The 25,774-nt window shown below is 53.7% G+C and carries 23 protein-coding genes, 1 tRNA gene, 2 pseudogenes and 2 riboswitches; of the genes and pseudogenes, 14 read left to right on the top strand and 12 right to left on the bottom strand.

Annotation, left to right across the window (positions count from 1 at the left end):
- Positions 1–28: 28 nt before the first annotated feature.
- The 3 genes from ACEWL3_RS09575 (at position 29) to ACEWL3_RS09565 (ending at position 3,455) form a co-directional block, all read left to right on the top strand.
- A complete protein-coding gene (locus ACEWL3_RS09575; RefSeq protein ID WP_386182385.1) occupies positions 29–784 on the top strand; it encodes a hypothetical protein in 756 nt (251 codons plus the stop codon).
- A gap of 82 nt (positions 785–866) precedes the next feature.
- Positions 867–2,006: an MFS transporter gene (locus ACEWL3_RS09570; RefSeq protein ID WP_386182387.1), complete on the top strand. Its 1,140-nt coding sequence runs from the start codon at positions 867–869 to the stop codon at positions 2,004–2,006.
- Positions 2,007–2,348: 342 nt separating this feature from the next.
- A complete protein-coding gene (locus tag ACEWL3_RS09565) occupies positions 2,349–3,455 on the top strand; it encodes a hypothetical protein (protein ID WP_435000789.1) in 1,107 nt (368 codons plus the stop codon).
- A 3-nt stretch (positions 3,456–3,458) separates the two neighbouring features.
- Here ACEWL3_RS09565 and ACEWL3_RS09560 read toward each other — a convergent pair whose 3' ends face one another.
- A complete protein-coding gene (locus ACEWL3_RS09560; RefSeq protein ID WP_386182391.1) occupies positions 3,459–4,199 on the bottom strand; it encodes an alpha/beta hydrolase in 741 nt (246 codons plus the stop codon).
- Positions 4,200–4,298: 99 nt separating this feature from the next.
- Positions 4,299–5,963 (bottom strand): FkbM family methyltransferase, encoded by a 1,665-nt coding sequence (locus ACEWL3_RS09555; protein ID WP_386182393.1) that lies wholly within the window; start codon positions 5,961–5,963, stop codon positions 4,299–4,301.
- 486 nt (positions 5,964–6,449) lie between these two features.
- Between ACEWL3_RS09555 and ACEWL3_RS09550 the strand changes: the two genes are divergently transcribed.
- Positions 6,450–8,300 (top strand): glycosyltransferase family 92 protein, encoded by a 1,851-nt coding sequence (locus ACEWL3_RS09550; protein WP_386182395.1) that lies wholly within the window; start codon positions 6,450–6,452, stop codon positions 8,298–8,300.
- A gap of 82 nt (positions 8,301–8,382) precedes the next feature.
- Positions 8,383–9,020 (top strand): annotated as a pseudogene (locus ACEWL3_RS09545) (IS6 family transposase); the annotation flags it as partial.
- A gap of 238 nt (positions 9,021–9,258) precedes the next feature.
- Here the strand turns inward: ACEWL3_RS09545 and ACEWL3_RS09540 are convergent.
- Positions 9,259–9,334, bottom strand: a tRNA-Lys gene (locus ACEWL3_RS09540).
- A 138-nt stretch (positions 9,335–9,472) separates the two neighbouring features.
- On the opposite strand from ACEWL3_RS09540, the gene dapF reads away from it, so the two are divergent.
- From dapF to ACEWL3_RS09525, 3 genes are all read left to right on the top strand, one after another.
- On the top strand, positions 9,473–10,273 hold the full coding sequence (gene dapF / locus ACEWL3_RS09535; RefSeq protein WP_435000787.1) for a diaminopimelate epimerase: 801 nt from the start codon (positions 9,473–9,475) through the stop codon (positions 10,271–10,273).
- Positions 10,270–11,523: a tRNA (N(6)-L-threonylcarbamoyladenosine(37)-C(2))-methylthiotransferase MtaB gene (gene mtaB, locus ACEWL3_RS09530; RefSeq protein WP_386182399.1), complete on the top strand. Its 1,254-nt coding sequence runs from the start codon at positions 10,270–10,272 to the stop codon at positions 11,521–11,523. Before dapF ends, mtaB begins: the two co-directional genes overlap by 4 nt.
- A 102-nt stretch (positions 11,524–11,625) precedes the next feature.
- Entirely contained in the window at positions 11,626–12,234 is a 609-nt protein-coding gene (locus ACEWL3_RS09525; protein ID WP_492012008.1) for a Crp/Fnr family transcriptional regulator, read from the top strand.
- 319 nt (positions 12,235–12,553) lie between these two features.
- On the opposite strand, the gene ACEWL3_RS09520 is transcribed toward ACEWL3_RS09525, so the two are convergent.
- From ACEWL3_RS09520 to ACEWL3_RS09500, 5 genes are all read right to left on the bottom strand, one after another.
- The gene (locus ACEWL3_RS09520) at positions 12,554–13,303 is read right to left on the bottom strand and encodes a cytochrome c1 (RefSeq protein WP_386182516.1); all 750 of its coding nucleotides are present in this window, start codon (positions 13,301–13,303) and stop codon (positions 12,554–12,556) included.
- Between the two features lie 128 nt (positions 13,304–13,431).
- Positions 13,432–14,763, bottom strand: a complete 1,332-nt coding sequence (gene petB / locus ACEWL3_RS09515; protein ID WP_386182403.1) for a cytochrome b — start codon at positions 14,761–14,763, stop codon at positions 13,432–13,434.
- 12 nt (positions 14,764–14,775) lie between these two features.
- The gene (gene petA, locus ACEWL3_RS09510) at positions 14,776–15,363 is read right to left on the bottom strand and encodes a ubiquinol-cytochrome c reductase iron-sulfur subunit (protein WP_386182405.1); all 588 of its coding nucleotides are present in this window, start codon (positions 15,361–15,363) and stop codon (positions 14,776–14,778) included.
- A 179-nt stretch (positions 15,364–15,542) separates the two neighbouring features.
- On the bottom strand, positions 15,543–16,154 hold the full coding sequence (locus ACEWL3_RS09505) for a glutathione S-transferase (protein ID WP_386182518.1): 612 nt from the start codon (positions 16,152–16,154) through the stop codon (positions 15,543–15,545).
- Positions 16,155–16,209: 55 nt separating this feature from the next.
- Positions 16,210–16,833, bottom strand: a complete 624-nt coding sequence (locus tag ACEWL3_RS09500) for an FMN-binding negative transcriptional regulator (protein WP_386182407.1) — start codon at positions 16,831–16,833, stop codon at positions 16,210–16,212.
- Between the two features lie 64 nt (positions 16,834–16,897).
- Positions 16,898–17,057, top strand: a riboswitch (FMN riboswitch).
- 83 nt (positions 17,058–17,140) lie between these two features.
- On the opposite strand from ACEWL3_RS09500, the gene ACEWL3_RS09495 reads away from it, so the two are divergent.
- Positions 17,141–17,590 carry a 6,7-dimethyl-8-ribityllumazine synthase gene (locus ACEWL3_RS09495; RefSeq protein WP_386182409.1) on the top strand — a complete coding sequence of 150 codons (450 nt, stop codon included), beginning with the start codon at positions 17,141–17,143 and terminating at the stop codon, positions 17,588–17,590.
- 19 nt (positions 17,591–17,609) lie between these two features.
- Here the strand turns inward: ACEWL3_RS09495 and ACEWL3_RS09490 are convergent, their stop codons facing one another.
- The 3 genes from ACEWL3_RS09490 to ACEWL3_RS09480 are packed head-to-tail and all read right to left on the bottom strand — an operon-like array spanning position 17,610 to position 20,813.
- A complete protein-coding gene (locus tag ACEWL3_RS09490; RefSeq protein ID WP_386182411.1) occupies positions 17,610–18,302 on the bottom strand; it encodes a thiamine ABC transporter ATP-binding protein in 693 nt (230 codons plus the stop codon).
- On the bottom strand, positions 18,289–19,845 hold the full coding sequence (locus ACEWL3_RS09485) for a thiamine/thiamine pyrophosphate ABC transporter permease ThiP (protein WP_386182413.1): 1,557 nt from the start codon (positions 19,843–19,845) through the stop codon (positions 18,289–18,291). Before ACEWL3_RS09485 ends, ACEWL3_RS09490 begins: the two co-directional genes overlap by 14 nt.
- Positions 19,821–20,813: a thiamine ABC transporter substrate-binding protein gene (locus ACEWL3_RS09480; protein WP_386182415.1), complete on the bottom strand. Its 993-nt coding sequence runs from the start codon at positions 20,811–20,813 to the stop codon at positions 19,821–19,823. Before ACEWL3_RS09480 ends, ACEWL3_RS09485 begins: the two co-directional genes overlap by 25 nt.
- 34 nt (positions 20,814–20,847) lie before the next feature.
- A riboswitch (TPP riboswitch) is annotated at positions 20,848–20,948 on the bottom strand.
- A gap of 93 nt (positions 20,949–21,041) precedes the next feature.
- On the opposite strand from ACEWL3_RS09480, the gene aroC reads away from it, so the two are divergent.
- Positions 21,042–22,142 carry a chorismate synthase gene (aroC, locus tag ACEWL3_RS09475; RefSeq protein WP_386182520.1) on the top strand — a complete coding sequence of 367 codons (1,101 nt, stop codon included), beginning with the start codon at positions 21,042–21,044 and terminating at the stop codon, positions 22,140–22,142.
- Positions 22,143–22,151: 9 nt separating this feature from the next.
- Here aroC and ACEWL3_RS09470 read toward each other — a convergent pair whose 3' ends face one another.
- The gene (locus ACEWL3_RS09470) at positions 22,152–22,745 is read right to left on the bottom strand and encodes a TetR/AcrR family transcriptional regulator (protein WP_386182417.1); all 594 of its coding nucleotides are present in this window, start codon (positions 22,743–22,745) and stop codon (positions 22,152–22,154) included.
- Positions 22,746–22,881: 136 nt separating this feature from the next.
- Between ACEWL3_RS09470 and ACEWL3_RS09465 the strand changes: the two genes are divergently transcribed.
- The 4 genes and pseudogenes from ACEWL3_RS09465 (at position 22,882) to ACEWL3_RS09450 (ending at position 25,702) form a co-directional block, all read left to right on the top strand.
- Complete coding sequence (locus tag ACEWL3_RS09465) at positions 22,882–23,262, top strand: DM13 domain-containing protein (RefSeq protein ID WP_386182419.1); 381 nt, start codon at positions 22,882–22,884, stop codon at positions 23,260–23,262.
- A gap of 51 nt (positions 23,263–23,313) precedes the next feature.
- Positions 23,314–24,279 carry a DMT family transporter gene (locus tag ACEWL3_RS09460; protein ID WP_386182421.1) on the top strand — a complete coding sequence of 322 codons (966 nt, stop codon included), beginning with the start codon at positions 23,314–23,316 and terminating at the stop codon, positions 24,277–24,279.
- Positions 24,280–24,339: 60 nt separating this feature from the next.
- Positions 24,340–24,945 carry a cob(I)yrinic acid a,c-diamide adenosyltransferase gene (cobO, locus tag ACEWL3_RS09455; protein ID WP_386182423.1) on the top strand — a complete coding sequence of 202 codons (606 nt, stop codon included), beginning with the start codon at positions 24,340–24,342 and terminating at the stop codon, positions 24,943–24,945.
- Position 24,946: 1 nt separating this feature from the next.
- Positions 24,947–25,702 (top strand): annotated as a pseudogene (locus ACEWL3_RS09450) (SDR family NAD(P)-dependent oxidoreductase).
- The last annotated feature ends 72 nt before the right edge of the window (positions 25,703–25,774 follow it).

Here is a 25,774-nt window from a genome sequence, read left to right as displayed (position 1 = left end):
CCGAGTAGGTCAATACAAGGGAAAGCTAATGTCAGCACTCGGCCTATACAACACGATCAATAGCGTCTCGAGCATTATCAAGAATCTTGAAGAAGCAGGGATGCGTGTTGAGATCGGAGACGATTTTGCAGCTTACCGAAGGATACGGAACTTACAGAAAGACCGATCAGGACTGTATCCGATGTTCGATGTTACTTGCTCTTACGTCGATCAGTCCAACGCATTCTGGGTTTGTGGGTTTAATGAAACCGACGAGCTGGTTCACACCCAGGCAATAAGACAGCTGGATTTGTCAGGCGTAACACTTGGCCAGCACATGGACATGCACCGGCACAAGTACATGACACCAAACTCAACACCTGATCCGGATCGCACCTATTATTCTCGCCCCCAAGCCCTGCATAAGATCACTGGAAAAGTCTGCTATCACGGTGATTTCTGGCTGAAGGATGGTGATGGCGGACACAGAAAACTGGGTTTAACACCTCTTCTTTCGCGCTTTGTTCTGGAAATGGCGCTCAAAACGTGGGTGCCTGACTATGTGTTCGGCTTCGTACCGACAACATTGTCGTACAAAGGAATCCAGGCTCGTTACGGCTATACCCACTGCGAACCCGGTGTATGGCTTGGACCAGACAATCAGGTGACAGATGAAGACGCACTTGTCTGGATGAACACGGAAGAGATCATGCACTTTCTGGAGATCCAACCCGGAGAAATGTCACATGATCGCCATAATGCTGCGCAAAGTTTGATGGTAAGACCGATTGGTGTCGTTGCTTGATGGCATTTCATGATTCCAACGGATGTCGGTAATATCAATGTTAGAAAGTGCTTGCGTTGAACCGAAAAAACAGCGTTTTGCGATGACCTTGACGTCACGCAGAACGATCATCAGTTCGATTGCGGCAAGCATCGCTTTCGTGATGGAACTGACTTTGGTTCCGCTGGTTCTTCCAGCAATTCAGACATTTTATGATTTGACGCTCAGCCACGTTGCCTGGGTCTTCAACTCCTATGGTATCTCGGTGGCACTTGGTGTCATCGTTGGGGGCCTGATTGGGGATGCTTTCAACATCAAAAGAGTATTTGCTACCGGCGTCGTGATGTTCGCAATGGGGGCAGCCATCGTTGCATATGCGGCGAACTTCGAGATGCTGATTGCAGGTCGCGTCCTGCAAGGTTTTGGGGGTGGTATTTTCTCGCCATTGGTCCCGCTTCTCCTCACCAGAACGTTGCCACATCGACCGGGTAAGATTCTGATCATATGGGGCAGTTTAACCGGCTACGTCGCGACGTTTGCGCCATTGGCTCTTAGCCAGACGATCATGTCCACCGGTTGGCAATCGGTCTTTGTTCTTTTCGCAGTTCTCGCAGGGGTGGCGCTGGTCTTGTCTGTGAAAACGGAAGCCGGGAAATTTATGCCCAGCGCACAGAAGGTACCAAATCTGGGTCTGCTGTTTGGCACAGGCGATGTCTGGCTCGTCTTCGGCTACATCTTCTGTACGTATGGTGCCATCACCTTTTTCCTGTTCAGACTACCCCTCTGGTTGGCAGACATTGACTATAGTGTGAATTCGATTGGCCTCATCCTGGCTATGATATGGCTCTCATTTTCAGTTGTCGGAACACTCTTGCGAAATTGGGTAGACAGTTACCATGTGCGGATCATCGTGCTGGCGGCACCGTTCCTGATCGCGGCCAGCTTTCTGGTGGTATTCTTCTACCATGGAATAGGATGGCTCACGTTATCCGCTGCATTGGTTGGGGCTGGATTTGCCTGCAGCAATGCGCCATCAACCCAATTGGTCTTGCAGTTCGCTCCCCAAAGTCTGAGCGCCATCTGCACAAGCCTGGACATCACATTCGCAAGGCTTGGAGGCGTTGCAGCTGTTGCTTTGCTGGCACAGGCAGGATTTGGCGCGTCCGTTGGATCGGTTGTACTGCTGTCGTTTGTCGCTCTTATCTGTGCGCTGATTTTCTTGCGAAAAATAATTGATAATTAGTTTCTGTTGGCTCTGTCGCAGTGCCTTGCGCATCAATGGCCCCAAGTGGATGGTGGCATGCAGCGATCATGAACAAGCCCGCCGTTTACGCCGCACCGCTCTGAACCCCGAGTTCATTGATTTGGGCATACACTTTTTGATGGGATGGTGCGTTCAATCCCCCCGCTTTGGCCTTGCCGCATGAACGGACCCATGGATGAACTCAGATTCTCGTTGTGAATGATGGAGCCTGCGGGGGCGGGTCAGGCGCTCAAGTGGAATGCGGCGCAAACCAAAGGCACCTTCCAGATTTTGAACCAAAGATACTGGTTAAGTTTACAGCGGCTTGCTAGACCACAGCCCATGTCACAAAAAGAACTGGATGAAATCGAGATGATGCGGAAATGCCTGATCGTTCAGTTTGAACCTCGTCATGAAGAGGTGCTTCCTTCAGTCATTGCGGCATGTAATTTTGCGGGCTATCGGCCCACTGTTCTGTTGAACCGCAGGATTAAGCGGGTCCGTGGTGACATCTTTCAGCTTGTTCAGGGGGGCGTTGCAGATATTCGATATCAGTCTCTGTCGCCGGATCAGGACGCAGAAGCGGCTGATTGGGATCGCGAGTTGGCAGACGACATAGATTTCGTCATCGTAAATACATTGAACCGACCCAAGGTCGCGAACTGGGCGAAACGATGCGGCAAGCCGGTCATCGCGCTGATACACAACGTCGACCAATTCATGAAAAACCCCAAATTCACCGATCTATTGGGGCGGCCTGATTTTGTATTCATGACCTTGGGTATGCATGTGACCTCCGCATTGAACGCGCGAACCGATGGGAACTACATAGACAAGTTTGGGTTCCTTGCCCCCTATGTTCTCACTGACACACCACAAGATTACAGCGTGTCTACTCCACGCAAAGTTGTTGTTCCCGGTAACTTGACGTTGCGATCGCGGAACTATCTTGGACTGATTGATGCACTGTCTGCCCATCCTGCGCGATGGGAAAACCTTGTATTTGAGTTTCCGTCCAGCGGTGACTCTCGGGATCTGGTTGCGGACGCCATCACAGAAAATAAACTGAGCCATAAGATCACGATCTTGCCCGCGGGTGCGAACAATGAAGTGCCGCATGAAGATGTTTTTAAATGCTTTCGTTCAGCAACATTCTTCCACCCGTTGATCGCAGATGGATTTGCGCAATATCAAACGATCAAAATCACCTCGACCACATCTATGTCGGTTGGTTTTGGTGTTCCGATGATCATGGATCGCTATTCTGAATCCTGCTACCGTTTTCCAATGCTTGTCTCAGACCACTCAATTGAAGCGACGCTCGACCGTCTCTCGACGGTTGAGGAACAGGAGCTGATGGACATCAGCGCCAAGCTCGATGCATATCGGACAGAAATGACAGAGCGATCCGGTCGGGATATGGCGCGAATGATCTCTTTGATCGTATGATCACTATTTTCGCGCCACCGCTGACAGCAACGCATCCGCAGCGATCGACGAAGAAGGTTGCACAAGGTGATCGGCGTCAAAGTCCTGCCTGAATATAGCGCCATTTCGCCGCATCAAGCGTCTGAATTTGTAAGGTCTGTCGTTTATCGCAGCACTGATTATGTCGGACAATTGCTGCTTGCGTTTCAGTTTCCTGCTTAGGTTATGACCTTGGTCTTGAACGATATAATGGCGCAATCCATGAAACTGAGGGAATTTCTGTGCATGTAACAATTCCCCAGGCGTATCCCCATGAACGATGAAAACGGTTTGACCGTCCGTTCTTCGCAACCTGACCTCTGGGAAATCATACGTTTTGATATTCTTTCTGTATTTCTTCCACCGCTTCTCTTCCGGGATTACGTCCGGTGAGACTGAATATTGCGGCACAAATGCCAACACGGTCTTTGCCCCGACCAAATCTTTGAGAAGCAAGGCCATGGTTCCCCCCATGGAATTTCCCAACAAGTGAATGTCGGAAGTTCCCAACTCCTTGGCGAACGCCCCGATCCGATCAATTATTTGGGCACTTAACCCATCACCGTTCAGCCAACTCCGGCTCTTGTCGCTGATGAAGAGAGCATGGTTTTTCTGATCTTCTGTCGCGGATTTGAAAAACTCAAAAGGAGGATATTCATCGGGGTTCTGCCCCACACCACTTAGAACAACAACCAGCTTGTCCGATGTCCCGCGCCAGCAGGCCATCCGCAAAGGTTCCTTTGCCTGAATTATCTCAAGTTCTTGCTTCAACAGAAACCGTTTTGCATTCTTGGCATGGTCGAGATGTCCATTGCTCGCCTTCTCTCAATTATCTCTTTGCGCTGCCCAGACAAATTTTGATGATTTTCGGGGCACTGGATCAAGGCCAGCTTGTCTCAGAAGCTGCTTACAACGCGACATCCCATCCATACCATAGACATCTGGATGGAACTCGATGACCACCACATTGATCCCTGACAAATCAGCGCCTTCAAGGAAATCAAGCTCTCCACCTTCAATATCCATCAACAAAACTGTGGGAGCGAAATCCGCTTTCACGGCTGCATAATCATACGCTGGCACTGTAATTTGCTCAGACAGTTCACGTTTTGGGGTGTCCAGCGATGAAAATGCAAAGCGCTTGGAGACATTGAATGTGACACTTTCAGGAACGTCATTGCCGCTTAGAAGTGCGCCATTGGTCACCGAAATGATGTGATCCACCTTATTGTGCTTGTAGGTCGCCTCAATCACAGGGATCAAATTCGGGTTTGCTTCAAAGGAAAGCATCTTCTGCGGTTTACAATTATGCGCGATCGTTGTGCCAACAATCCCAATACCGGCCCCACATTCCAGGACCCGGTCCATTGACTTGACAAGATGTAGAGCGCCCGCAATTTCCTCTTTTTCATAGCGCCCGTTGTTTATCTTGCGAACCAACCATTTTTGGCCGACGGCAAAGGATTTGGGCACTTGGATACCGTGACAGCTTGCGACGATCCCTTTTGGCAGAGCGTCAGGAGCGCGTTGGGATTGGGGGCGGAAGGTGAATTTGCTACTCTGTTCGAGATCTTTGAGAAAGCGACGTTGGCTGGCTTCACTGGTTTCTTTCCAGCCCTTATTTGTTGCCATGCCCGCATCAGCCAACTGTTTGCCCAATGCCGGCAGATCAAGCGTCGCCAGGGAAAACCGGTCAACGCGTTTCCTGTCTGATCGGATCCAATTTTCGCCAATTGCATCTATTACCAGCGGGCGCGTACCGGAAAACGACGCCAGATGATTTTCGATCCCGCCAGCGGCGGATGAACTGCGCCGCTTGATCATCGCAATTTTCTGATCTGGCCTGGCAATCATCGCAAGAAGATGCAGGGCGGATCCATCGGGGGCGACAATCTCGCGTGCTGCTTTGTATCGCGCGATCTGCGTTTCGACGTCTTCCTGTTGCGGGTGAAATATGGTGTACCCACTTTTCTTTAGCTGCTCCTCAACGATTGTCTCACCAATTATTCCACCGCGCCGCGCACCAAAGGCCGAGCGCGAAATATAGAGCCGTTCGGGCCCTTCCGGCGAAATGTTTCGTGCAAATTTTTCTTTAATAAAGGCTCTGAATTTAGGGGTACCGGTTGTCATGCGCGACATGCCAAATCCCTGCCCCGGCACCCAGAGTTTCGTTACTGCCGTTGGGGCGCTTACAATGCCGATTGGGGCCTTGATCCCAAGATGGGTAAAAATCTGTTCCTGAAAACGCGATAAAAATGGGTTTTCTGCCGTATGCCATCTGACAGCTTTGCCATCCGACGATGCATCGGGTCGTTTCCTTAAGAACAGCACGCCGTCGATTTTGCCAGGAATCTCGCCGTATCCCCAGATGCGACCAAGCGTTTCCACAAGAAAATGCCCAAAATGGTCATGGAGAACGCCACCCCAAAGATAGTTACCTTCCAATACGTCCTTGGGGGTCGATGGATCCACCACCTTGGGGAGGGTCATGAGTGGTTTCCCTCGCCACAGCACAGCATCGTGGCAGTAGCTCTTGTCACGGTCGAAAACGCCACACTCCTGAACCAGCCCCCTCTGCACAGAAGGTACCACATGCGCGCCATCTAATTCGCGGATCTGATGGGCCCAACTCTGCAAGTCAGTAGGGTCTGGCGGCTGCATAGCCACTTCATTGTCTTTCATCGGTAGCGTTACCTGCACTGCGTAGCATCTCTTCTGGAGGCTTTTCTTTCGATCATCTATAGGGAGAAATCGGTCGCATTGCCAGTTCTTTCCCCCCTTACCAGTCTCTGCCCGCCAAGAGGAATCAGCGTCTTCGTCACTCTAATGGGTTCAGGAAGTGTCTCATTTCAAAAGACTTTCCCGTATTGAAATACAGGCGAGACCTGGCAAAACCACCGGACATCAGCTGTTGTATGAAAGCAATCAACCGCTCATAATTCCCAAAAACAGAATGCACACGGAAAGGTAACGAGAATGCGCTTTGAGGTGGATGGGCTTAGGTTCGACACGATAAAACCCAGAATTTTCCAGATTGGTTTCAACAAATGTGGAACACGATCTTTCTATGATTTTTTTGAGAGAAATGGCATCAAATCAGTGCATTTCAAACGTGGTGACCTGGCGCGCGGGATCAGTGAAAACGTCTCTTCCGGACAACCGCCTCTCAAAGGCTGGGACAAGTGGACAGCATACACCGACATGCAATCTGTCAAAAAGACGGATGTGATTGAAGCCTGCACCTTTTATCGCTCGTTCGCGGCCTACTATCCGCGCTCTTATTTCATTCTGAACACGCGCAGCAAAGACCGTTGGATCAAGAGCAGACTGAACCACGGAACAACTCAAAACTATGGGGAGCGATACCGGCAGGGCTTGGGATTGACCTCAATGGAGGAAACGGTCGAAGCATGGTCGGCGATGTGGGACAAACATCACACCGAGGTGCCTGCATTCTTTAAGGAAACTGGGCAACATTTCATTGTCTACGACATAGAACAGGACGAACCCGAAAAGCTGTCCAAATTCCTGACACCTGACTTTATCACCGATCCATCCCTTTTTGGCCACGAGGGCAAAACAAACACCCCACCTCAAGATGCAAAACCGGTCACATCCGTGCCCGGATATAACCCAAAGAAAACCGCCGCACCGCCGTCAAATAAATCAGAAACATCACCAAAAAAAACTGGTTCAGACGCGCTTGACGGGCGCTTTGTCCCACGAAACGACATTGTTGGTTTTGATGAAACCGCGACCCAACCACCCTATCAGCATGTACCTCAAAAGAAGCCTGAGGAAGGTTGGACGGGGAATCTCATTATCGCTTCGATGAAGGACGAAGGCCCATTCTTGCTGGAATGGATCGCCTATCATCGGGCAATCGGGTTTGATCATTTCCTGATTTTCACCAACGATTGTTCCGATGGAACGGACGAGATGCTCCAACACCTGGAAAAGCATGGCATCGTTACGCATGTGAACAACGATGACTGGGCGGGCAAGTCTCCACAGTCGTCAGCGTTGCAGGATGTAATGGTCAGGCCAGCAGTGTTTGAAGCTGACTGGATAGTGCATATTGACGCGGATGAATTCATCAACATCCGAACCGGGAACGGGACATTTGCCTGTCTTCTCAAGGCATTGCCTGAAAATGTCACCAACATCGCTATGACACAGCGCATCTTTGGGTCAGCGGGTTTAGAAGAATACAGCGATCTACCAACCATCGCGCAATTTGACAAATGTGCACCGTCATATCTCCCCAAACCGTATACCGCTTGGGGGTTCAAAACTGCTACGCGCAATATTGACGCTTATCAGTCCCTCAGCACACACCGCCCCGGCAACCTATCCAAAGAACTTATAAACGAGGTTTTCTGGGTGAACGGATCAGGCCAGGATATTACAAAGGAACGGGGAAAGAGCGGATGGCGTTCCGATAAAAAGACTGTCGGATACGATTTGGTTCAACTTAATCACTATCCTCTGCGATCATTGCACGCATTCTTGGTCAAACATGAAAGGATGGCTCCTAAGAAAAAGGAAAAAGGGGCTGAATACTGGGTACGAATGGATTGGAATTCCTGTCAGGACATCACTGCCCAAAGGAACCTACCTCGATTCACGCGTGAGCTTGAGCAATTGATGAACGATCCGGACGTAGCGCGACTTCATGAAATGTCCGTCCAGAAGCAAAAACAAAGGATCGCAGCGATCATAGAAACACCGAAAGCCATGGATTTGATCCGCCAGGTAAAATCCAAAACGCTCAATGATGTATCTCGGGTTGCTGAAATTTTAGAGCGCGACTCTGCGACGGAATAATTCTGGAGGATATCGGTGTGGACCAACGGGATTGTTGCATTAACCATGTGATGTTGTGAGTTGTGGTGCGGAGAATCCCGTTATGCCGAGCAAGCAACCATTCAAACGCCATCGTTTTCCCGCTGCGATCATTCTGTCTGCCGTACGGATGTAACTGCGATATCCACTTTCCAATGAGGATGTGGCTGATCTGCTAGCTGAACGTGGTTTGGACATGGATAGATCAACTGTGTTCCGTTGGGTGCAGAAATATGGACCGGAGCTATCCAAGCGCGCCGAGAAACATCTTAGCCGCGCAAGCCTGAACTGACATGTTGATGAAACATATCTTCGGATAGGTGGGAAGTGGCGCTATCTTTGGCGCGCAATTGATGCAGCCGGACGGTTAGTGGATTTCAAGCTGACAGCCAGGCGTGGTGCGAAGGCTGTCCAAGCCTTTTTAAACAAAGCTATCGAGCGGGTATGCGTGCATCGTCCTGTCTCGATCTGCGCGGCTAGGCCCACACCCATCGGAAGGTGATCCGTGAGATAAACCACCACTATAGTCCACACTTCGACTACATCCCGCATATTGATCGCAAATATCTCAACAAACGCGTCGAGAGTGATCACGCCGCTTTGAAATGGCTGCTTGGATACCGGTAAAGCTTCCGATCTCTGCGATCTGCGATGGTAACGTTACGAGGGATGGAAACCATCAGGACATTCAAGAACGCGCATAGCTCCCGAGCTGCTGTCTATACGCCACTATTCTTCTATGGGCAGAGTTATCTACTTTTGGCAATTCCAGAAGTTGCGTTTACTCGGTGGGTTCTCTGCGTCGTAGGGACCGACATAGGATCGCTGTGAGCGACGACTCGGCTATTCGCTCCTAGCGTTTTCTGTGCTTATTCTGTGTTCGACACAAACAAGCACAGCATCCGAGGCAGCCCAAAGCACTTGTTTTTATTGACAAAAATGGTGAGCCCGTCCGGGTTCGAACCGGAGACCTACTGATTAAAAGTCAGTTGCTCTACCAACTGAGCTACAGGCCCACTGGCGGTCTACTTAGAAAGGAGGCGCAGGGGGGTCAAGCCCAAAACCTGCGAATTTCTAGACACATGCTGGATAAGTGCGCTCAGCACAGCTATATGCGCCAAATGTGCAGCGCTTTGACACCTGATTTGCCCTTTATGAAAATGCATGGGCTGGGAAACGACTTTGTCGTTGTGGACGCACGTGCGTGTGACCTGAATATTACTGCTACGATGGTCAAGGGAATCGGTGATCGGCACTTTGGCGTTGGCTTTGACCAGTTGGCGGTCATCAACAATGGCAACGGCGACGCCCATCTGACCTTTTATAATGCTGACGGCTCTGTCTCTGCGGCTTGCGGGAATGCCACACGTTGTATTGCTCGGTATTTGATGAATGAAAGCGGGGCCGATCATTTGCACCTGACCACAGATCGCGGTGATCTGGTCGCCAAGGATGCCGGCAATGGCCTGACAGCGATCAATATGGGGCAACCGCAACTGCAATGGGATGAAATCCCTCTGGCGCACGAAATGGACACGCTTGAATTGCCCATTGATGGTGCGCCAACGGCGACAGGGATGGGCAATCCGCATTGCACCTTCTTCGTGCCTGATGTTGCAGCCATTGACCTCGCACAGTTTGGCCCAACCATCGAACATCATCCACTCTTTCCGATGCGAACCAACGTGCAGATTGCTCAGATCGTTGGCCCTGATCACATTCGTATGCGGGTCTGGGAGCGTGGCGTCGGCATCACCTGGGCGTCAGGATCCTCATCGTGCGCGACAGGCGTTGCAGCGGCGCGCAGGGGCCTCACAGGGCGTGATGTGCGCATTGATCTGGATGGCGGCACATTGCACGTCAGCTGGCGCGAGGATGGTGTCTGGATGACTGGTCCGACCATGCATGTATTCAGCGGAACGCTGACACCAGATTTTCTGATGGGCCTCACATGAGCGCGCCTGTCTTCTCAAATCACGGGTGCCGGCTGAACGCTTATGAAGTTGAGGCGATGAAGGATCTGGCCGGTCAGGCGGGGCTGAAAAATGCTGTTGTGGTCAACACCTGTGCCGTGACGGCCGAGGCGGTGCGCAAAGCACGCCAGGACATCCGCAAGCTGCGCAAGGCCCACCCAGATGCACGTTTAATCGTGACAGGGTGTGCGGCACAAACCGAGCCTGACACCTTTGCCAAAATGGCCGAGGTGGACGCCGTGATCGGCAACACCGAAAAGATGCAGGCGGGCACTTGGACTGGCATTGCCGCAGACTTTATCGGCGCGACCGAGGCCGTTCAGGTGGATAACATCATGTCGGTCACTGAAACGGCAGGCCATTTGATTGATGGTTTTGGCACCCGCAGCCGCGCCTACGTGCAGGTTCAGAATGGCTGCGATCACCGCTGTACGTTTTGCATCATCCCCTTTGGGCGCGGCAATTCCCGGTCTGTTCCGGCGGGCGTGATCGTGGATCAGATCAAGCGGCTTGTGGATAAGGGGTTTAACGAAGTTGTACTTACGGGCGTTGATCTGACATCATGGGGTGCTGACCTGCCTGCGACCCCCAAATTGGGTGATCTGGTGATGCGCATCCTGCGGTTGGTCCCTGACCTGCCCCGCCTGCGCATTTCATCAATTGATAGCATTGAGGTGGACGACAATCTGATGCAAGCCATCGCAACAGAACCACGTCTGATGCCGCATCTGCATCTGTCGCTCCAACATGGTGACGACATGATCCTCAAACGGATGAAACGGCGTCATTTGCGAGACGATGCAATCCAATTTACCCAAACGGCCACGCAATTGCGTCCCGATATGACCTTTGGGGCCGATATCATTGCGGGATTCCCGACAGAGACCGAGGCGATGTTTCAAAATTCACTGCGGTTGGTGGACGACTGCAACCTGACGTGGCTGCATGTCTTTCCCTACTCCTCCCGTCCCGGTACCCCTGCCGCACGGATGCCCGCGGTGAACGGGACCGATATCAAATCCCGCGCAGCGCGTCTGCGGATGGCGGGAACGATCCGCGTCGCGGATCACCTGCGCAATCAAATCGGGAAGACACATCATATCCTGATGGAAAGCCCGACAATGGGGCGCACTGAACAATTCACTCCTGTGCTGTTTGACCAACCGCATCCCGAAGGGCAGATAATTCAGGCAACAATTCTGTCCACCGCCGCCGATCATCTTGCTGCGTAGCAAGGTGATTTCCTCGATCAAAGGATAGCTCAAGTGAATTCGACACCTCCACCATTCGAGTCTGGTTTCCTTGGCAGCGCGTCCGATGATCTGCGTGACTTGATGACAGCGCTCGCTGTCCGGAAGGATCTGCGCAAAGGCGAGACGCTATTTGTTCAGGGCGATCAGGGCGAGACGCTTTATGCTGTGCTCTCGGGTGCTCTCGAAGTCAGCGTAGCATCGCCGGAGGGCCGCAAATTGAGCCTTCAAATCATGCATAAGGGGGCGGTTTTTGGCGAAATCTGCTTGTTTGATCCCGGCCCCAGAACAGCAACGGTAACTGCACTTAAAGCCACATCTGTGCTGGGCATTCGAAACTCAGACGTCCTCAAGGCCCTACGGGACACGCCCAGCTTGAATATCGACATGATCCAGCTGGCAGGAAAACGCTTACGGTGGATGGGGGCGCAATTGAACGAACAGGTATTTTTGCCCCTGCCAGCCCGACTTGCACGCAAAATCCTACAGTTGACCGGCAATGGGCAAACCCAGACCGATACACTGGTCATGTCCCAATCAGATCTGGCCGAGTTTGTGGGCGCAAGCCGCGAAGCGGTCTCAAAAACCCTGTCGATCTGGAAGTCTGATGGCGTGATCGACCTTATTCGGGGTGGCCTGATACTGCGTGACCGAAATTCATTAACAAAAATCGCGAATATTATCGATTTTTAATCGCTCTGTGAGCTAGTTCACAGACGCGTCTGATCGGACGCGCAATACTCAAACCATTGAGACACACTGCTCAGGTAAGACCAAAGCCCCAATATTCATTGTGGGTATCTGAGCATCATATAACGGTAAACGGTCAGACAAGCGCGAAAGGTGGCTAAGCCATTCTGGACCGGGGAGCGAGCTTTAAAGCAAACTCCTTCTGACCAATTTTTTCAGATTCCCTTTCTCCCTGAGGAGCTGCTTATTTCAGGCGGCTCAAACTTAACCCCTCCGGCCGCATAAGGCCGGAGGGGTCTTTTCCAGAAAATCTAAATTGCTGTCAGTCGTTCTCTTTGTGCTTGATCGGTGCCCAAATGCGCTTGTTCGTCAGATAAAGCAGCACGGACAGCAAAGTCAGGAACAACACCCCGGTAAAACCGGCCTGCTTGCGATCACCCATTTTAGGTTCAGCCGTCCACATCAAGAACGCGGACACATCCTCTGCCAGATGATGGGCATCGTTCGCATGGCCATCAACGAACTCTACCTGCTCATCTTCTATAGGCGGTGCCATAGAAATCCAGCCACCGGGAAAGGCGGTGTTTTCATAGAACGTGGTGCCAGCCTGTTCTTTGGTCTCACCGGTATAGCTGGTCATCAAAGCTGCGATGTATTCGGCGCCACCAGTACCTTTGAGAAACTGATTGATGCCCAATCCATAGGGTCCGTGAAACGCCGCACGTTTCTTGGCCATCAAAGACAAGTCAGGTGCGTTTTCCAGATTAGAGCCGGGAAAATGATCGACAGGAGTGGCTGGACGCGTGTCATCTAGATCGGCGTCATACACGTCCCACTGCTTGGCAAATTCAATCACCTGATCTTCTGGCAGGCTCGGGCCACCATCGTCGCCCAATGTCCGCAGGGCGACATATTGAAGACCGTGACAGGCTGAACAGACCTCAGTGTAGATCTGCAAGCCACGCTGCAACTGATTCACATCATAGGCACCGAACGGGCCATCAAACGAAAAGTCGATGTTTTCGATGTGCGGGGTCGCATGGCTATCGCCGCCGTGGTCATCCTGCGCCATGACACCAACATCAGGATCGTCTGCATGCGCCTGCCCGCTGGTTGTATCGGTTGCCGCCCAAGCCACCGATCCAAGGCCAACGGTCAGAAGTGCAGACAGGATATGGTTTTTCATCATTTTCATCTGCCTTACTCCGCCGCAGTTGTCGTTGCTTTCGACTCGCCATAATGCGCGTCGAAATCGGCTTCGATTGTTTCTGGTTGTGGCAATGGTTTCTCGATCACGCCCAACAGTGGCAGGATGATCAGGAAATAGCCAAACCAGTATGCCGATGCGATAAGTGAGAAACTGGCATAGGGCTCTTCTGCTGGCATGGCACCCAGCCACATCAACGCGAAGAAGTCGATGACCAGAAGGGCAAACCACCATTTGAACATCGGACGATAGCGGCCCGAACGCACGCTCGACGTATCCAGCCATGGAACCAGCGCCATCACAATGATCGCACCGAACATTGCCAACACGCCAAAGAATTTGGCGTCAATGATGCCCCCCGTCACGAAGGACGCGATTTGCACCACCCAAACCTCGGACGTAAAGGCCCTCAGGATCGCGTAGAAGGGCAAGAAATACCATTCAGGCACGATGTGCGCAGGCGTCGCCAGCGGGTTCGCTTCAATATAGTTGTCGGGATGGCCCAGATAGTTCGGCATAAAGCCGACAACAGCAAAGAAAATTGCAAGGATCACGGCCAGCGCAAACAAATCTTTGATCACGAAATAGGGCCAGAAAGGCAGCGTGTCTTTCTCTGCCTCTTCTTTCGATCCGCGGCGCACTTCTACACCTGTCGGGTTGTTGTTGCCTGTGGTGTGGAAAGCCCAGATATGCACGATCACCAGGCCCGCAATCACGAAGGGCAGCAAATAGTGAAGGCTGAAGAAACGGTTCAACGTGGCGTTATCCACCGCGGGTCCACCCAGCAGGAAAGTCTGCAATGATTCGCCCACGAACGGGACAGCGCCAAACAGACCAGTAATAACTGTGGCACCCCAGAACGACATCTGACCCCAAGGCAAAACGTAGCCCATAAAACCGGTTGCCATCATCAGCAGGTAAATCAACATGCCAATGATCCAGGTTATTTCACGCGGCGCCTTGTAAGAACCATAGTACAGGCCACGAAAGATGTGCGCATAAACAGCGATAAAGAACAGCGATGCACCGTTGGAATGCAAATAGCGCAGCATATAGCCGCCGTTCACATTGCGCATGATGTGTTCAACAGATGCAAACGCCTGATCGACGTGAGGTGTGTAATGCATCGCCAGAACAATACCGGTGATGATCTGCAGACCCAGACAGAATGTCAGAACAATACCCCAGATCCACATCCAGTTGAGGTTCTTGGGTGTCGGGATCATCAATGTGTCGTAGAGCAGGCCAACGACATTCAGGCGGCTTGAAAGCCACTTTTCGCCCTTGGTCTTTGGCTCGTAATGGTCGTGTGGAATTCCAGCCATCTATCTGCTCCCTTAACCCAGCTTAATTGTTGTGTTGTCCGCCCAAGAAGCAGGCGGGATCGGCAGATTTTCCGGGGCCGGACCTTTGCGGATACGGCCAGACAAGTCGTAGTGAGAGCCGTGGCACGGGCAGAACCAGCCGCCAAAATCCCCGGCATCAGCCAGCGGCACACATCCCAGATGTGTGCAAACACCCATCTGAACGATCCAGGCACCCGGCGCTTCGCCCTCTGGTGACGGCATCACACGGTTCGCATCGGTCGCGACCGCGTTGGGGTCAGAAATATTTGCGTTACGCGCACTTTCGTCAGGAAGCGCACCGACGGCTGCCTCATCCTGCGCTTTTGCCTCTTGGATCTCAGCACCACTGCGGTGGCGGATAAAAACGGGCTTGCCCAGCCATTTGACGGTCAATTGCGTGCCAGGTTCAACACCGCCTACATCCACACGGATAGACGACAGCGCAAGCACGTCCGCTGACGGGTTCATCTGGTTCACCAGGGGCCAAACGGCAGCACCAACGGCGACAACACCTGTACCGGCAGTCGCATAATAGAGGAAATCCCTCCGGTTGCCTGCGTGATCATCTGCTTGAGACACGAGTTTTCTCCACTTCTTGGCCAATCAGTGACCATCAGACATAGGGGCATCACGTCACATGTTACCCAACTTCAATTCGGTATCTACCGGGACAGGGCGCGCCCGTCCAGATGTCAAAGCCGCGCAAAGGGTCGCAGGGGGTCCGGGTTATGCAAAAAAACATCGCAATCAGGCCCCGATTACCCCTTTGGCGGTTGGGTTGCCTGCATTGAGGCACGCGAATCAAATTTCTCGAACCAGGCCGATAACGCGTCGTTGCCTGTGCGCCATCCCCGCGCATCCAAACGAAAATCGACGTAACCAAGGGCGCAGCCAACAGCGATCTGACCCATATCCAACGGCCCGGACAGATGGCTCATCCAGCGGGTGTTCAGCGCAGCACAGGCGCGGGCGATCTTATCCCACTGACCGTCAACCCATGCGTCCATTCGCAAATTTTCGGGTCGCAGCCGCGTTTCATAAACCATCAGCAGCGCCGCATCCAAGATACCGTCGGCCGTCGCCTCAAGCGTCAGCGAGTCCCAATGCCGCGCGCCGGACCCGTACAATTTACCACCTGCCCGATCGTCGAGATAGGCACATATTACCCGGCTGTCATACAGCGTTGGCCCGTCAGGCCGTTCAAGTGCTGGTACTTTCCCCAGCGGATTTTTGGGAAGCAAACCATCGGCAGGCGCAAGTGGCGTGCCGGATTGCTCTTGCAGCGTCACGTCGTCCAATTGACTGGTTTCATGCAATAGCACCATCACTTTGCGGACATAAGGCGAGGTGGGGGAATAGGCGAGTTGCATCATGTATCCTTTGCTGGCTCGCACGAAGTATCACCTCGTGTTCCGCTATGTGCAATCATTCTTCCCCGACCCCACGCATCAACGCGGCAATTACATCCGTTTCTGCACCAAAACCGTATCCCGCGACATGATCAGCCGCTGACAGCCGCACAGCATCAGGCTTGTTCTGGTTCAGCTTCCAAGTCCCATCCACACCCGTGACCTGCATCCGACAAGGCACGATCTGACGCATCATCTTGTCCAAAACGTCTTTGGTCATCTTGGCGGTCTTCCATGGTTGTTTGGGCAATAACCGGTCCTCGTAGAAAGCCGATTGTCGATCCAACAGGTCGCGCAGTTCTTCTTGTGGGCGCAGCTCAAGAACACCGGTCAGATGCACGGCGACATAATTCCACGTCGGCACCTGGTCGGGGACGCCGTACCAATCGGGTGAAATGTAGGTGTCTGGGCCGGAAACAGCGATTTTAACAGTCATCGGTTCGTGTAACGCGCGCGCAATTGGGTTTGAACGGACCAAATGCAGGTCAGCCACATTGCCCGCCTCATCCAACAGAAATGGAATATGGGCAATCTGCGGACCGTTTTTGGCATTCGCCGCCAATATCCCAAACCCCCGTTCGCGGGCATAGCCCAGGTTACGGGCAGCATCCGCATCATGATAAATCGGGTTTGGGTGCATCGTAACTGTCCTTCCGCTCTTACCCTTTTGCTATTGCAGGTTTCGCCGAGCCTTGGCAACGTGGCACCATTCTCAGGGCGGGGTGAAATTCCCCACCGGCGGTAAGTGGTCAGTCCCACAGGAGCCCGCGAGCGCAACGCCCTCTGCTCACGCAGAAGGCTTGGACAGCAGATCTGGTGTGAACCCAGAGCCGACGGTCATAGTCCGGATGAAAGAGAATGCGTGGACAATAAGCAGGCTCTGGCCTGCCGCGTGTCTTCGTGATCGCCTTGGGTGGACGTGTCGAGACCAAACAAGGAGATCACATATGACACAGCTAAGTTCCGCCCTCACCCGCTTTGCCTTTGTCAAAGCGCAATGGCACGCAGATATTGTCGATTGTGCCTTGGACGGTTTCACCGAGATTATTGCCCCCGAATTTGTGGATGTTTTCGACGTTCCGGGCGCGTTTGAAATGCCGTTGATGGCTCAGACCCTTGCCAAAACAGGTAACTACAGCGCAATCGTCTGTGCCGCCTTTGTGGTCGATGGCGGCATCTATCGACACGATTTTGTCGCCAGTTCCGTTGTCGATGGATTGATGCGCGTCGGATTGGATGTTGGGGTGCCGATACTCTCGGTTTCATTGACGCCGCACCAATATCAAGAGACCGATCATCACAACGCCATCTATCGCAACCATTTTGTGTCCAAGGGACGCGAGGCCGCGGAGGCCGCCCTGAGCATCGTCGAAGCGTATGAGGAGCTAGAGAACTGATCTTCCCATATCAGCCACTTCACCCGAGGTAGTCGCGCAATTCCGGCGGTGGATTGTCCAACAAAATCCCCGCAGGTTGCGGCGCTTGCGCAATCCCGCCTTCGACAAAAATGACCTGATCGGCGATCCGCCTCACATCCTCTGGCGCATGTGTGACCATGATCAGCGTGACCTTGGTTTCGGACGCAAGATCGCACATCAGATCCAGCATATCGTTGCGCAAGGCTGGTCCCAGGGCTGCAAACGGCTCGTCCAGCAGAACCAGCGGTCTGGCCTGCACCAGAACCCGCGCCAGCGCCGCGCGGCTTTGTTGTCCACCGGACAATGCACCGGGCCGTTTTCCCGCGTGGTCCGATAGACCCACGCGATCAAGCGCATCTTTGACCCGGCCGTTATCTGCTGCACTCAGGCGCAGGTTCGCACGCAGGCCAAGGCCAACATTTTGCGCCACTGTCAGATGGGGGAACAGGTTGTTGTCCTGAAAAAGCATGGTCATCGGTCTCGCGCCCGGCACCGCATCGGTGATGTCGCGCCCATCCCAGATGATCCGCCCCTGATCAAGCGGGATGAACCCACAAATTGCACTAAGCAGCGTTGATTTGCCTGCTCCGGAAGGGCCGATCACCGCATACTTTTGCCCCTGATCAAGGGTCATATCTGCCGCCAGAATAAAGTCCCCTTGCCGAATGACGGTGTTCTCAAGCCTCAGCATGCCAGCGTCCTCCTTTATCGCAGACCCAAAAAACGCCAAGCGCCAAGACCAGCAAGATAAGCGCTGCACCCGCCGCAGCCTCCATCCGGTATGCCCCCATCAGACGGTACATTTGCAAAGGCAATGTTGCCCGGTCCGGGTCCGCAAAAAGTGCGATAACGCCCAAATCACCGACAGATAAAGCGCCCGTGAGCCCGGCTGCAAATCCGATTTGGGCCCGCAAGCGCGGCAGGATCAACCAGCGCCAAAGCGGCCAACCCCGCATTCCCAGACTTTCACCCAACCGCCCATAATCTTGCACTGTGTCGCGCAGCCTTGGCACCATGATGCGCAGGGCAAAGGGCAGCGCCATCAACGCATTGACCAAGGCGGTAACAGGCAGCGCCAATTGCACAGGATCAGCCACGGGATTTATCAGGATGAACCAACCTGTCCCGATCATCAACGGCGATGCGGAAAGCCCCAAAAGGCCAATCGCCTCTACCCCGCCAGTGCGGCGGGACGCAATCCATCCGGCCATGGGCAGCGCCAGCAGGCCCAGAACCACCATGCTGATCGTGGCCACATAGACCGATGCACCCGCCGCCTGCCAAACGGACACCGGCACCTGACCAAGCCCGGCAAGGCCGCGCAGCACAACCGCCCCCAAAGGCAGCAACAGGAACAGTGCAGATAACACAATGATGCCAATATCCAGACTGCGCTGCACGCCACTCTCGGCGTCCCAGCGTTGTACAGGCCGGTCTATGCCCCCGCCGATGCTGATGGCGGGAATCATCGACAAAGCAATCAGTGCCGCCCCTCCGGCAAGGACCAATTGCACCACCGCAAGCGATGCCGCGCGGCCGAGATCAAAATCAAACTTGAACGCCTGATAAATTGCCAATTCAACAGTCGTGGCACGCGGGCCACCACCAAGCGTAAGTGCCACTGCAAAGCTGGTCAGGCAGATGACAAAAACCAACGCCGCCACCCCCGGTACAATCTGTTTGAGCAACGGCCATTCCAAGGTGCGAAAAAGCGATACAGGCGTCAGGCGCAATTGCGCGGCCAGTCTGAACCGTTCTGCCGGGATGGTTTGCCAGCCCTGCAACAACAACCGGGTGGCCAGTGGCAGATTAAAGAATACATGGGCCAAAACCACACCATGCAGACCGTAAATGGAAACGCCCGGCAGACCAACCATGGCTAGCCCGGTATTCAACCAACCGCTTCTGCCAAAGACAGTCACGAGGCCAAGCACGGCAACAATCACAGGCAAGATAAATGGCGCACCCAGAAGCGTGACCAGAACGCCGCGCCCAATGAATTGACGCCGCGCCAATGCGCGGGCAAGCGGAATGGCCAACAGGACCGACAACGCTGCTGACAAAACCGATTGAACTACCGTAAACCGGATCGCAGCCCAATCACCGGGTCCAAGGCCAGCCCCCGGCTCCGCGCGCGTCGCGATGCCAACAAAAGCCAGCAAAACCGCCGCTACCACCAAAGCAGCAGCGGCAATGCCAACCCGTGTGGCTACTGAGTCAGCGCGCTGCGCCATGCTTCGATCGCTTTGTATTGCAAGGCGGCTGCTTCAAGTTCGTCATAAAACAGCACGTTTTCCGGCAACGGCAAATCGGACCATCCTTCGGGCCAGCTTTCTCGCGGCAATGCGGACGGCAGCGACCAGTTGGCCGTCGGGATGATCGTCTGGAATTCGGACGACATCACATAGGCCATAAATTGATCTGCCAATTCGGGCTGATCCGTTTTGGCGATCTTAGCCACCGTTTCAACCATGAAATAATGTCCTTCCGAGAACAGAGCGGCATGTTTGGTAAAATCTTCCTCGGCGAACATGTGGTACGCTGGCGATGTCGTATAGCTCAGCACCATGTCGGCCTCACCATCGGTGAACATGCCATAGCTGGCTGACCAATCCTTGGTCACGGTAAGAATTTTTGGGGCAAGTTTGGCCCATGCCGCCTCAGCCTCATCACCATAAACCGACTGAACCCAAAGAACGAGCGCCAGACCAGAGATCGAGGTGCGCGGGTCCTGGATGACGATCTTTATATCATCAGGCATGGCCAGCAGTTCGTCAAAGCTGGCAGGCGGGGTCGCCATGCGCGTGTCGTCATAGATGAACGCGGTGTGACCATAGTTGAATGGCAAGAAGGTGTCGTCGGCCCACTCAATCGGCAATGTCAGCGCGCCGTTGTCCTGACCATGCGGCGCGAACAGGCCCGTCGCACGCGCCTTTGCGGTCACATCCGACGTCAAACCAATGACAACATCAGCCTTGGTTCGAGTGCCTTCCAACAAAAGCCGTGGCAGCAGGTCGCCAGTTGAAAACTCCAGATCGCAATCGCAGATCTTTTCAAATTCCGCCTCAATCACCGGGCCTGGGCCCCATTCAGACGTAAAATAATCACCCGCATAGACGGTGAGTATGGGTGTTTCGGCATATGCCGCATGGGTAAAAATTGGGGCCCCCATAATGGCCGTCGCAAGTGCAAGATACTTCATCGCATCCTCCTTTTGCGGCGAAAGGAAAAAGGTGGATGGATGTCCAGACCTTCCCTCCGCCGGTGTTAACCGGTTCAGGTTCTACGGGTCAGCTTTCGCAATCTCAGCACAATCAGTGCCCCCCGAGGTAGGACCAGAGGTAGGAGGTGTGTGTCAGGGATGCAAGCCAAATCCCCTTGAGGCAATTCGTCCCGGACGCTAAGGATCATGCCAACAGGAGTACGTCCCATGTCGATCAACAGCTTTGGCCATCTTTTCCGCGTGACCACCTGGGGCGAAAGCCATGGACCAGCGATTGGTGCCACTGTCGACGGCTGCCCCCCCGGCGTGAATGTCGATGCCGAGATGATCCAGCACTGGCTCGACAAACGTAAACCGGGTCAGAACAAATACACCACGCAACGCCGCGAAGCGGATGAGGTGCGCATCCTGTCCGGTGTCTTTGAAGGGGTCACAACGGGGACGCCTATTCAGTTGATGATCGAAAACACAGATCAGCGGTCCAAGGACTATGGCGACATCAAAGACAAGTTTCGCCCCGGCCATGCCGATATCACCTATTACCAAAAATACGGCATTCGTGATTACCGCGGGGGGGGGCGGTCATCAGCCCGCGAAACGGCGTCTCGTGTGGCCGCCGGTGGGTTGGCACGCGAAGCGATCAAGGCAATGGCACCAGCCGTCCGGATCACCGGATACATGGTACAGATGGGACCGCATCAGATTGACCGCGCTGCGTTTGACTGGGACCAGATCAACCAGAATCCATTTTGGGTCCCGGACGCCAACGCCGCTGAAGCATGGGCAGATTACCTTGATGGATTGCGCAAATCAGGATCATCCGTCGGCGCAATCATTGAAGTCGTCGCACGCGGCGTGCCAGCGGGCCTTGGCGCGCCAGTCTATGGCAAGCTCGACACCGATCTTGCCGCCGCAATGATGAGCATCAATGCGGTCAAAGGTGTGGAAATTGGCGAAGGCATGTCGGCCGCAATGCTGACCGGCGAATTGAACGCTGATGAAATCAGTATGGGACCGGACGGGCCGGTCTATTCGTCGAACCACGCAGGCGGTATCCTTGGCGGGATCAGCACCGGGCAGGATATTGTCGTGCGGTTTGCAGTCAAGCCGACCTCCAGCATTCTGACCACCCGAAAAACCATCACCAAGTCGGGCGAAGATACTGAAATCATCACAAAGGGCCGCCATGACCCTTGTGTCGGTATTCGCGCGGTCCCGGTGGGCGAAGCGATGATGGCCTGTGTGATACTGGACCATCTATTGTTGCACCGCGGTCAGATCGGTGAAAACCGCGGTCATATCTGTTAATTCTTTGCCCTATTTGGCAGCCGCACTCAAAACCTCATCGAGGCCCTGAACACTTTGTTCCAGCACTCCCAGTGGCAATCGGGATCGCGCCAGAACACGCAGGCCAATGTATTGCGTCAAAAGCAGATTTGCCAAACGGTGCTTTGTCTCTGGTTCCAGCCGATCAAAACTGCGCTCATCTTCCAGCGCTTTTCTGAATCCAGCCTGCATTTTCGTCATCCCTTTTTTCACTGATTTTGCAATCTTCGGATCATCCACGGCGTCGCCAGTAGCAGCGGTACACATCAAACACCCACGGTAATCCGCATCAGCGACAGCGCGAGCCACACTTTCGAACAGCATTAAAATCCGCTGTTTTCCATGCTTAACTTCAGGGTTTTCCAAAAGCTCTACTGCCGTGTCAACGACTGCCTCTTCGTACCGGTCCAAGACCAGCAGAAAGAGGTTCCTCTTGTCTTTGAAAGCTTTATAGAGACTGCCTCGGGTCAATCCCATGCCGTCCAGAAGCTCCGGCAACGATGCACCATCATATCCGCGCGCCCAAAAGACCTGCATCGCCTTTTCAATCGCATCATCTGGTTCAAACTCTCTCGGGCGTGCCATCTCGTGCTCCTCAATGTCTTCAATAGCTAGTTAGGAACCAACCGTTACACAATTCACGCTCTTGTGTTTTGTACTATTCGGTTCCTAACTGTATTTGGTCCCTACAGCAATACAACCCAGATCAAAGGACAAACCAATGAAATCCCTATTTGCACTCACATTGAACGCGATGATCGCCCTCGGCCCGGTGACCGCTGCCTATGCAGATACCTCTGGAACATTCACAGGTGCCAGCGACCACGTAACCACAGGTGGCGTGACAGTTACCAAGAATGCCGACGGCACGGCTACCGTCACTTTCGATCAAGATTTTTCGCTGGATGGCGCACCTGACCCGCGCGTGGGTTTTGGCAAAGAAGGCAGCTTTGTCTCAGTCGCCGACCTGGGCGCGTTGAAAAACCTCAACGGCGCACAAAGCTATGTCGTGCCTGCATCTTTGAACATTGATGACTACAATGAGCTTTATATCTGGTGCCTGGAATTTGCGGTGCCCTTGGGCATAGCGCAGCTAAACTGAACCGCTGCAACTTCGCTTGATCTTTAACGATTGCGGGCGCATTAAGCGGCCATGCCCAGCGCCCTGACACAGAATATTCCCGGCCGCGCCATTGCTCTCAAGCTTGGCGCGGTTTTTCTGTTCATGGTTATGGCCGCACTGATCAAAGCGGCATCTGGTGACGTGCCCCCCGGTCAGGCAGTCTTTTTTCGCTCTCTCTTTGCCATTCCGGTGATCGGTCTGTGGCTTTGGCAACAGGGGCATTTGCACGACGGGCTGTACGTCAACAACCTGCTTGGTCATGTCTGGCGCGGCTTGTTTGGCACAACGGCGATGGGGCTGACATTTGCAGGGCTTGCGCTGCTGCCATTGCCCGAAGTGACGGCGATAGGATATGCCACGCCGATGTTTACCGTCCTGTTTGCTGCGGTTTTCCTGGGCGAAACGGTTCGTCTGTTTCGTCTTTCGGCCGTTGCCCTTGGGCTGGTCGGCGTGATGATCGTACTGGCACCGCGCCTCAGCATCGGAGCCGACCTGGGCGCAACGGCAACGCTGGGTGCGCTGATGGTTCTGACCGCATCCATCCTGCGCGCGTTGGTGCAAATTCACGTCAGACGATTGGTACAGACCGACAGCACTTCGGCCATCGTGTTCTATTTTTCGCTTACGGCGACCTGCATTTCCCTGCTTTCGTTGCCGTTGGGTTGGGTTTTCCCCATCCCGTCACTGGCCTGGACATCACCGGGCATTGAGGTTCTGACACTGATCATCTGTGCAGGTCTGATCGGCGGTGTTGCACAAATCATGATCACCTCATCCTATCGTTTTGGCACCGCATCTATGCTTGCACCATTCGATTATGCCTCCATGATATTCGCCAGCATCATCGGCTGGGTCGTGTTCAGCGAAGTGCCGACTCGCGCGATTCTGATCGGGGCATCTTTGGTCATTGCAGGTGGCGTTTTGATCATCTGGCGCGAACGCCAATTGGGGCTGGAACGCGGGCGTGCGCGATCCGTGACTGATCCCAAAGCCTAAGGCTTTACCTTGCGATGCAACTGCCTATGGTGCCGGTCAATCACCCAAAGGGAGCATGCCATGTCTGATGCGGATCAAAACCAGCACAAAGAAAAGATGAAAGAACGCCAGGCCGCCCAGCGCGCCAAGGTTTCCGAACTGCAGGACCCAGAAAAAGGTCTGGTGCTGGTTCATACCGGCGCTGGCAAAGGCAAATCATCCAGCGCCTTTGGCGTCGTGGTGCGCGCATTGGGCTGGAAGCAGAAGGTGGGTGTCGTGCAGTTCATCAAAGGCAAATGGAAAACCGGCGAACGGATTTTCTTTGATCGTTTGGGCGAGGTCACATGGCACACCATGGGTGAAGGTTTCACCTGGGATACCCAAGACAAGGAACGCGATATCGCTGCCGCTCAGGCGGCCTTTGCCAAAGCCCGCGAGATGATGGAGAGCGGTGACTATGATCTGGTCGTGCTGGACGAAATTAACATCGCGATGCGGTATGAGTATGTATCCGTCGCGGATGTGCTGGCGGGACTGGATGCCCGTGACAAACGCACAGGCGTGATCCTGACTGGCCGCGACGCAAAGCCCGAACTTTGCGACTATGCTGATTTGGTGACGGAAATGGCCGAGGTCAAACACCCCTTCAAGGCGGGGATCAAAGCGCAGAAGGGTGTGGATTACTAAAATGCTGGAAAAAGTTGCACTTGTTACAGGTGCTGCGCGGGGTATCGGTTTGGCAACCGCGCGGCTTTTTCTGGACGCAGGTTGGCTGGTTGCCGTCCTCGACCGGGACACCGACGCGCTAAAGTCTGCAGTGCAGGATTTGGGCCAAGGTGCCAGTGGTTTTGACTATGACGTTTCAGATCCAAGTGCAGTCGATGCTGCAATCCAAAATATCATGGCCAGATTTGGCCGCATCGATGCATTGGTCAACAATGCCGGCGTCGCGGATTTTGGACCTATTGAAGAAACCGGCTTTGCCCGCTGGCGGCGGGTGATGGAGACAAATCTGGACGGTGTTTTTCTCATGTCTCAGGTCGCAACCCCAGCGCTCAAACAAACACAGGGCGCAATTGTCAACATCGCCTCTATTTCGGGCCTGCGTGCATCCACGTTGCGGGTGGCCTACGGCACCTCCTAGGCGGCGGTGATTCAGCTGACAAAACAACAGGCCGTAGAATTGGGCGAACATGGCATCCGCGCCAACTGTGTTTGCCCTGGTCCTGTGCGCACCAAGCTGGCAATGGCCGTGCACACACAAGACATCATCGATGCCTACCACGATGCGATCCCACTGAACCGCTATGGTTCTGAACAGGAGATCGCGGAAGTAATAGTGTTCTTGTGTTCGGATAAGTCCAGCTATGTCACCGGGCAGGTCATTGCATCTGATGGCGGGTTTGAAAGCACTGGCGTGGGACTGCCGGCGCTACGGGGATAGACGTCACATGATCTGACATGCCCTTCACCAGAGAAGCCAAACCGACCAACGGTGAAACCCGCGCTTAATGGA

This window comes from Sulfitobacter sediminivivens, assembly GCF_042611115.2.
GTDB lineage: Bacteria > Pseudomonadota > Alphaproteobacteria > Rhodobacterales > Rhodobacteraceae > Sulfitobacter > Sulfitobacter sediminivivens.
This window is presented reverse-complemented; position numbering and strand designations above follow the sequence as displayed.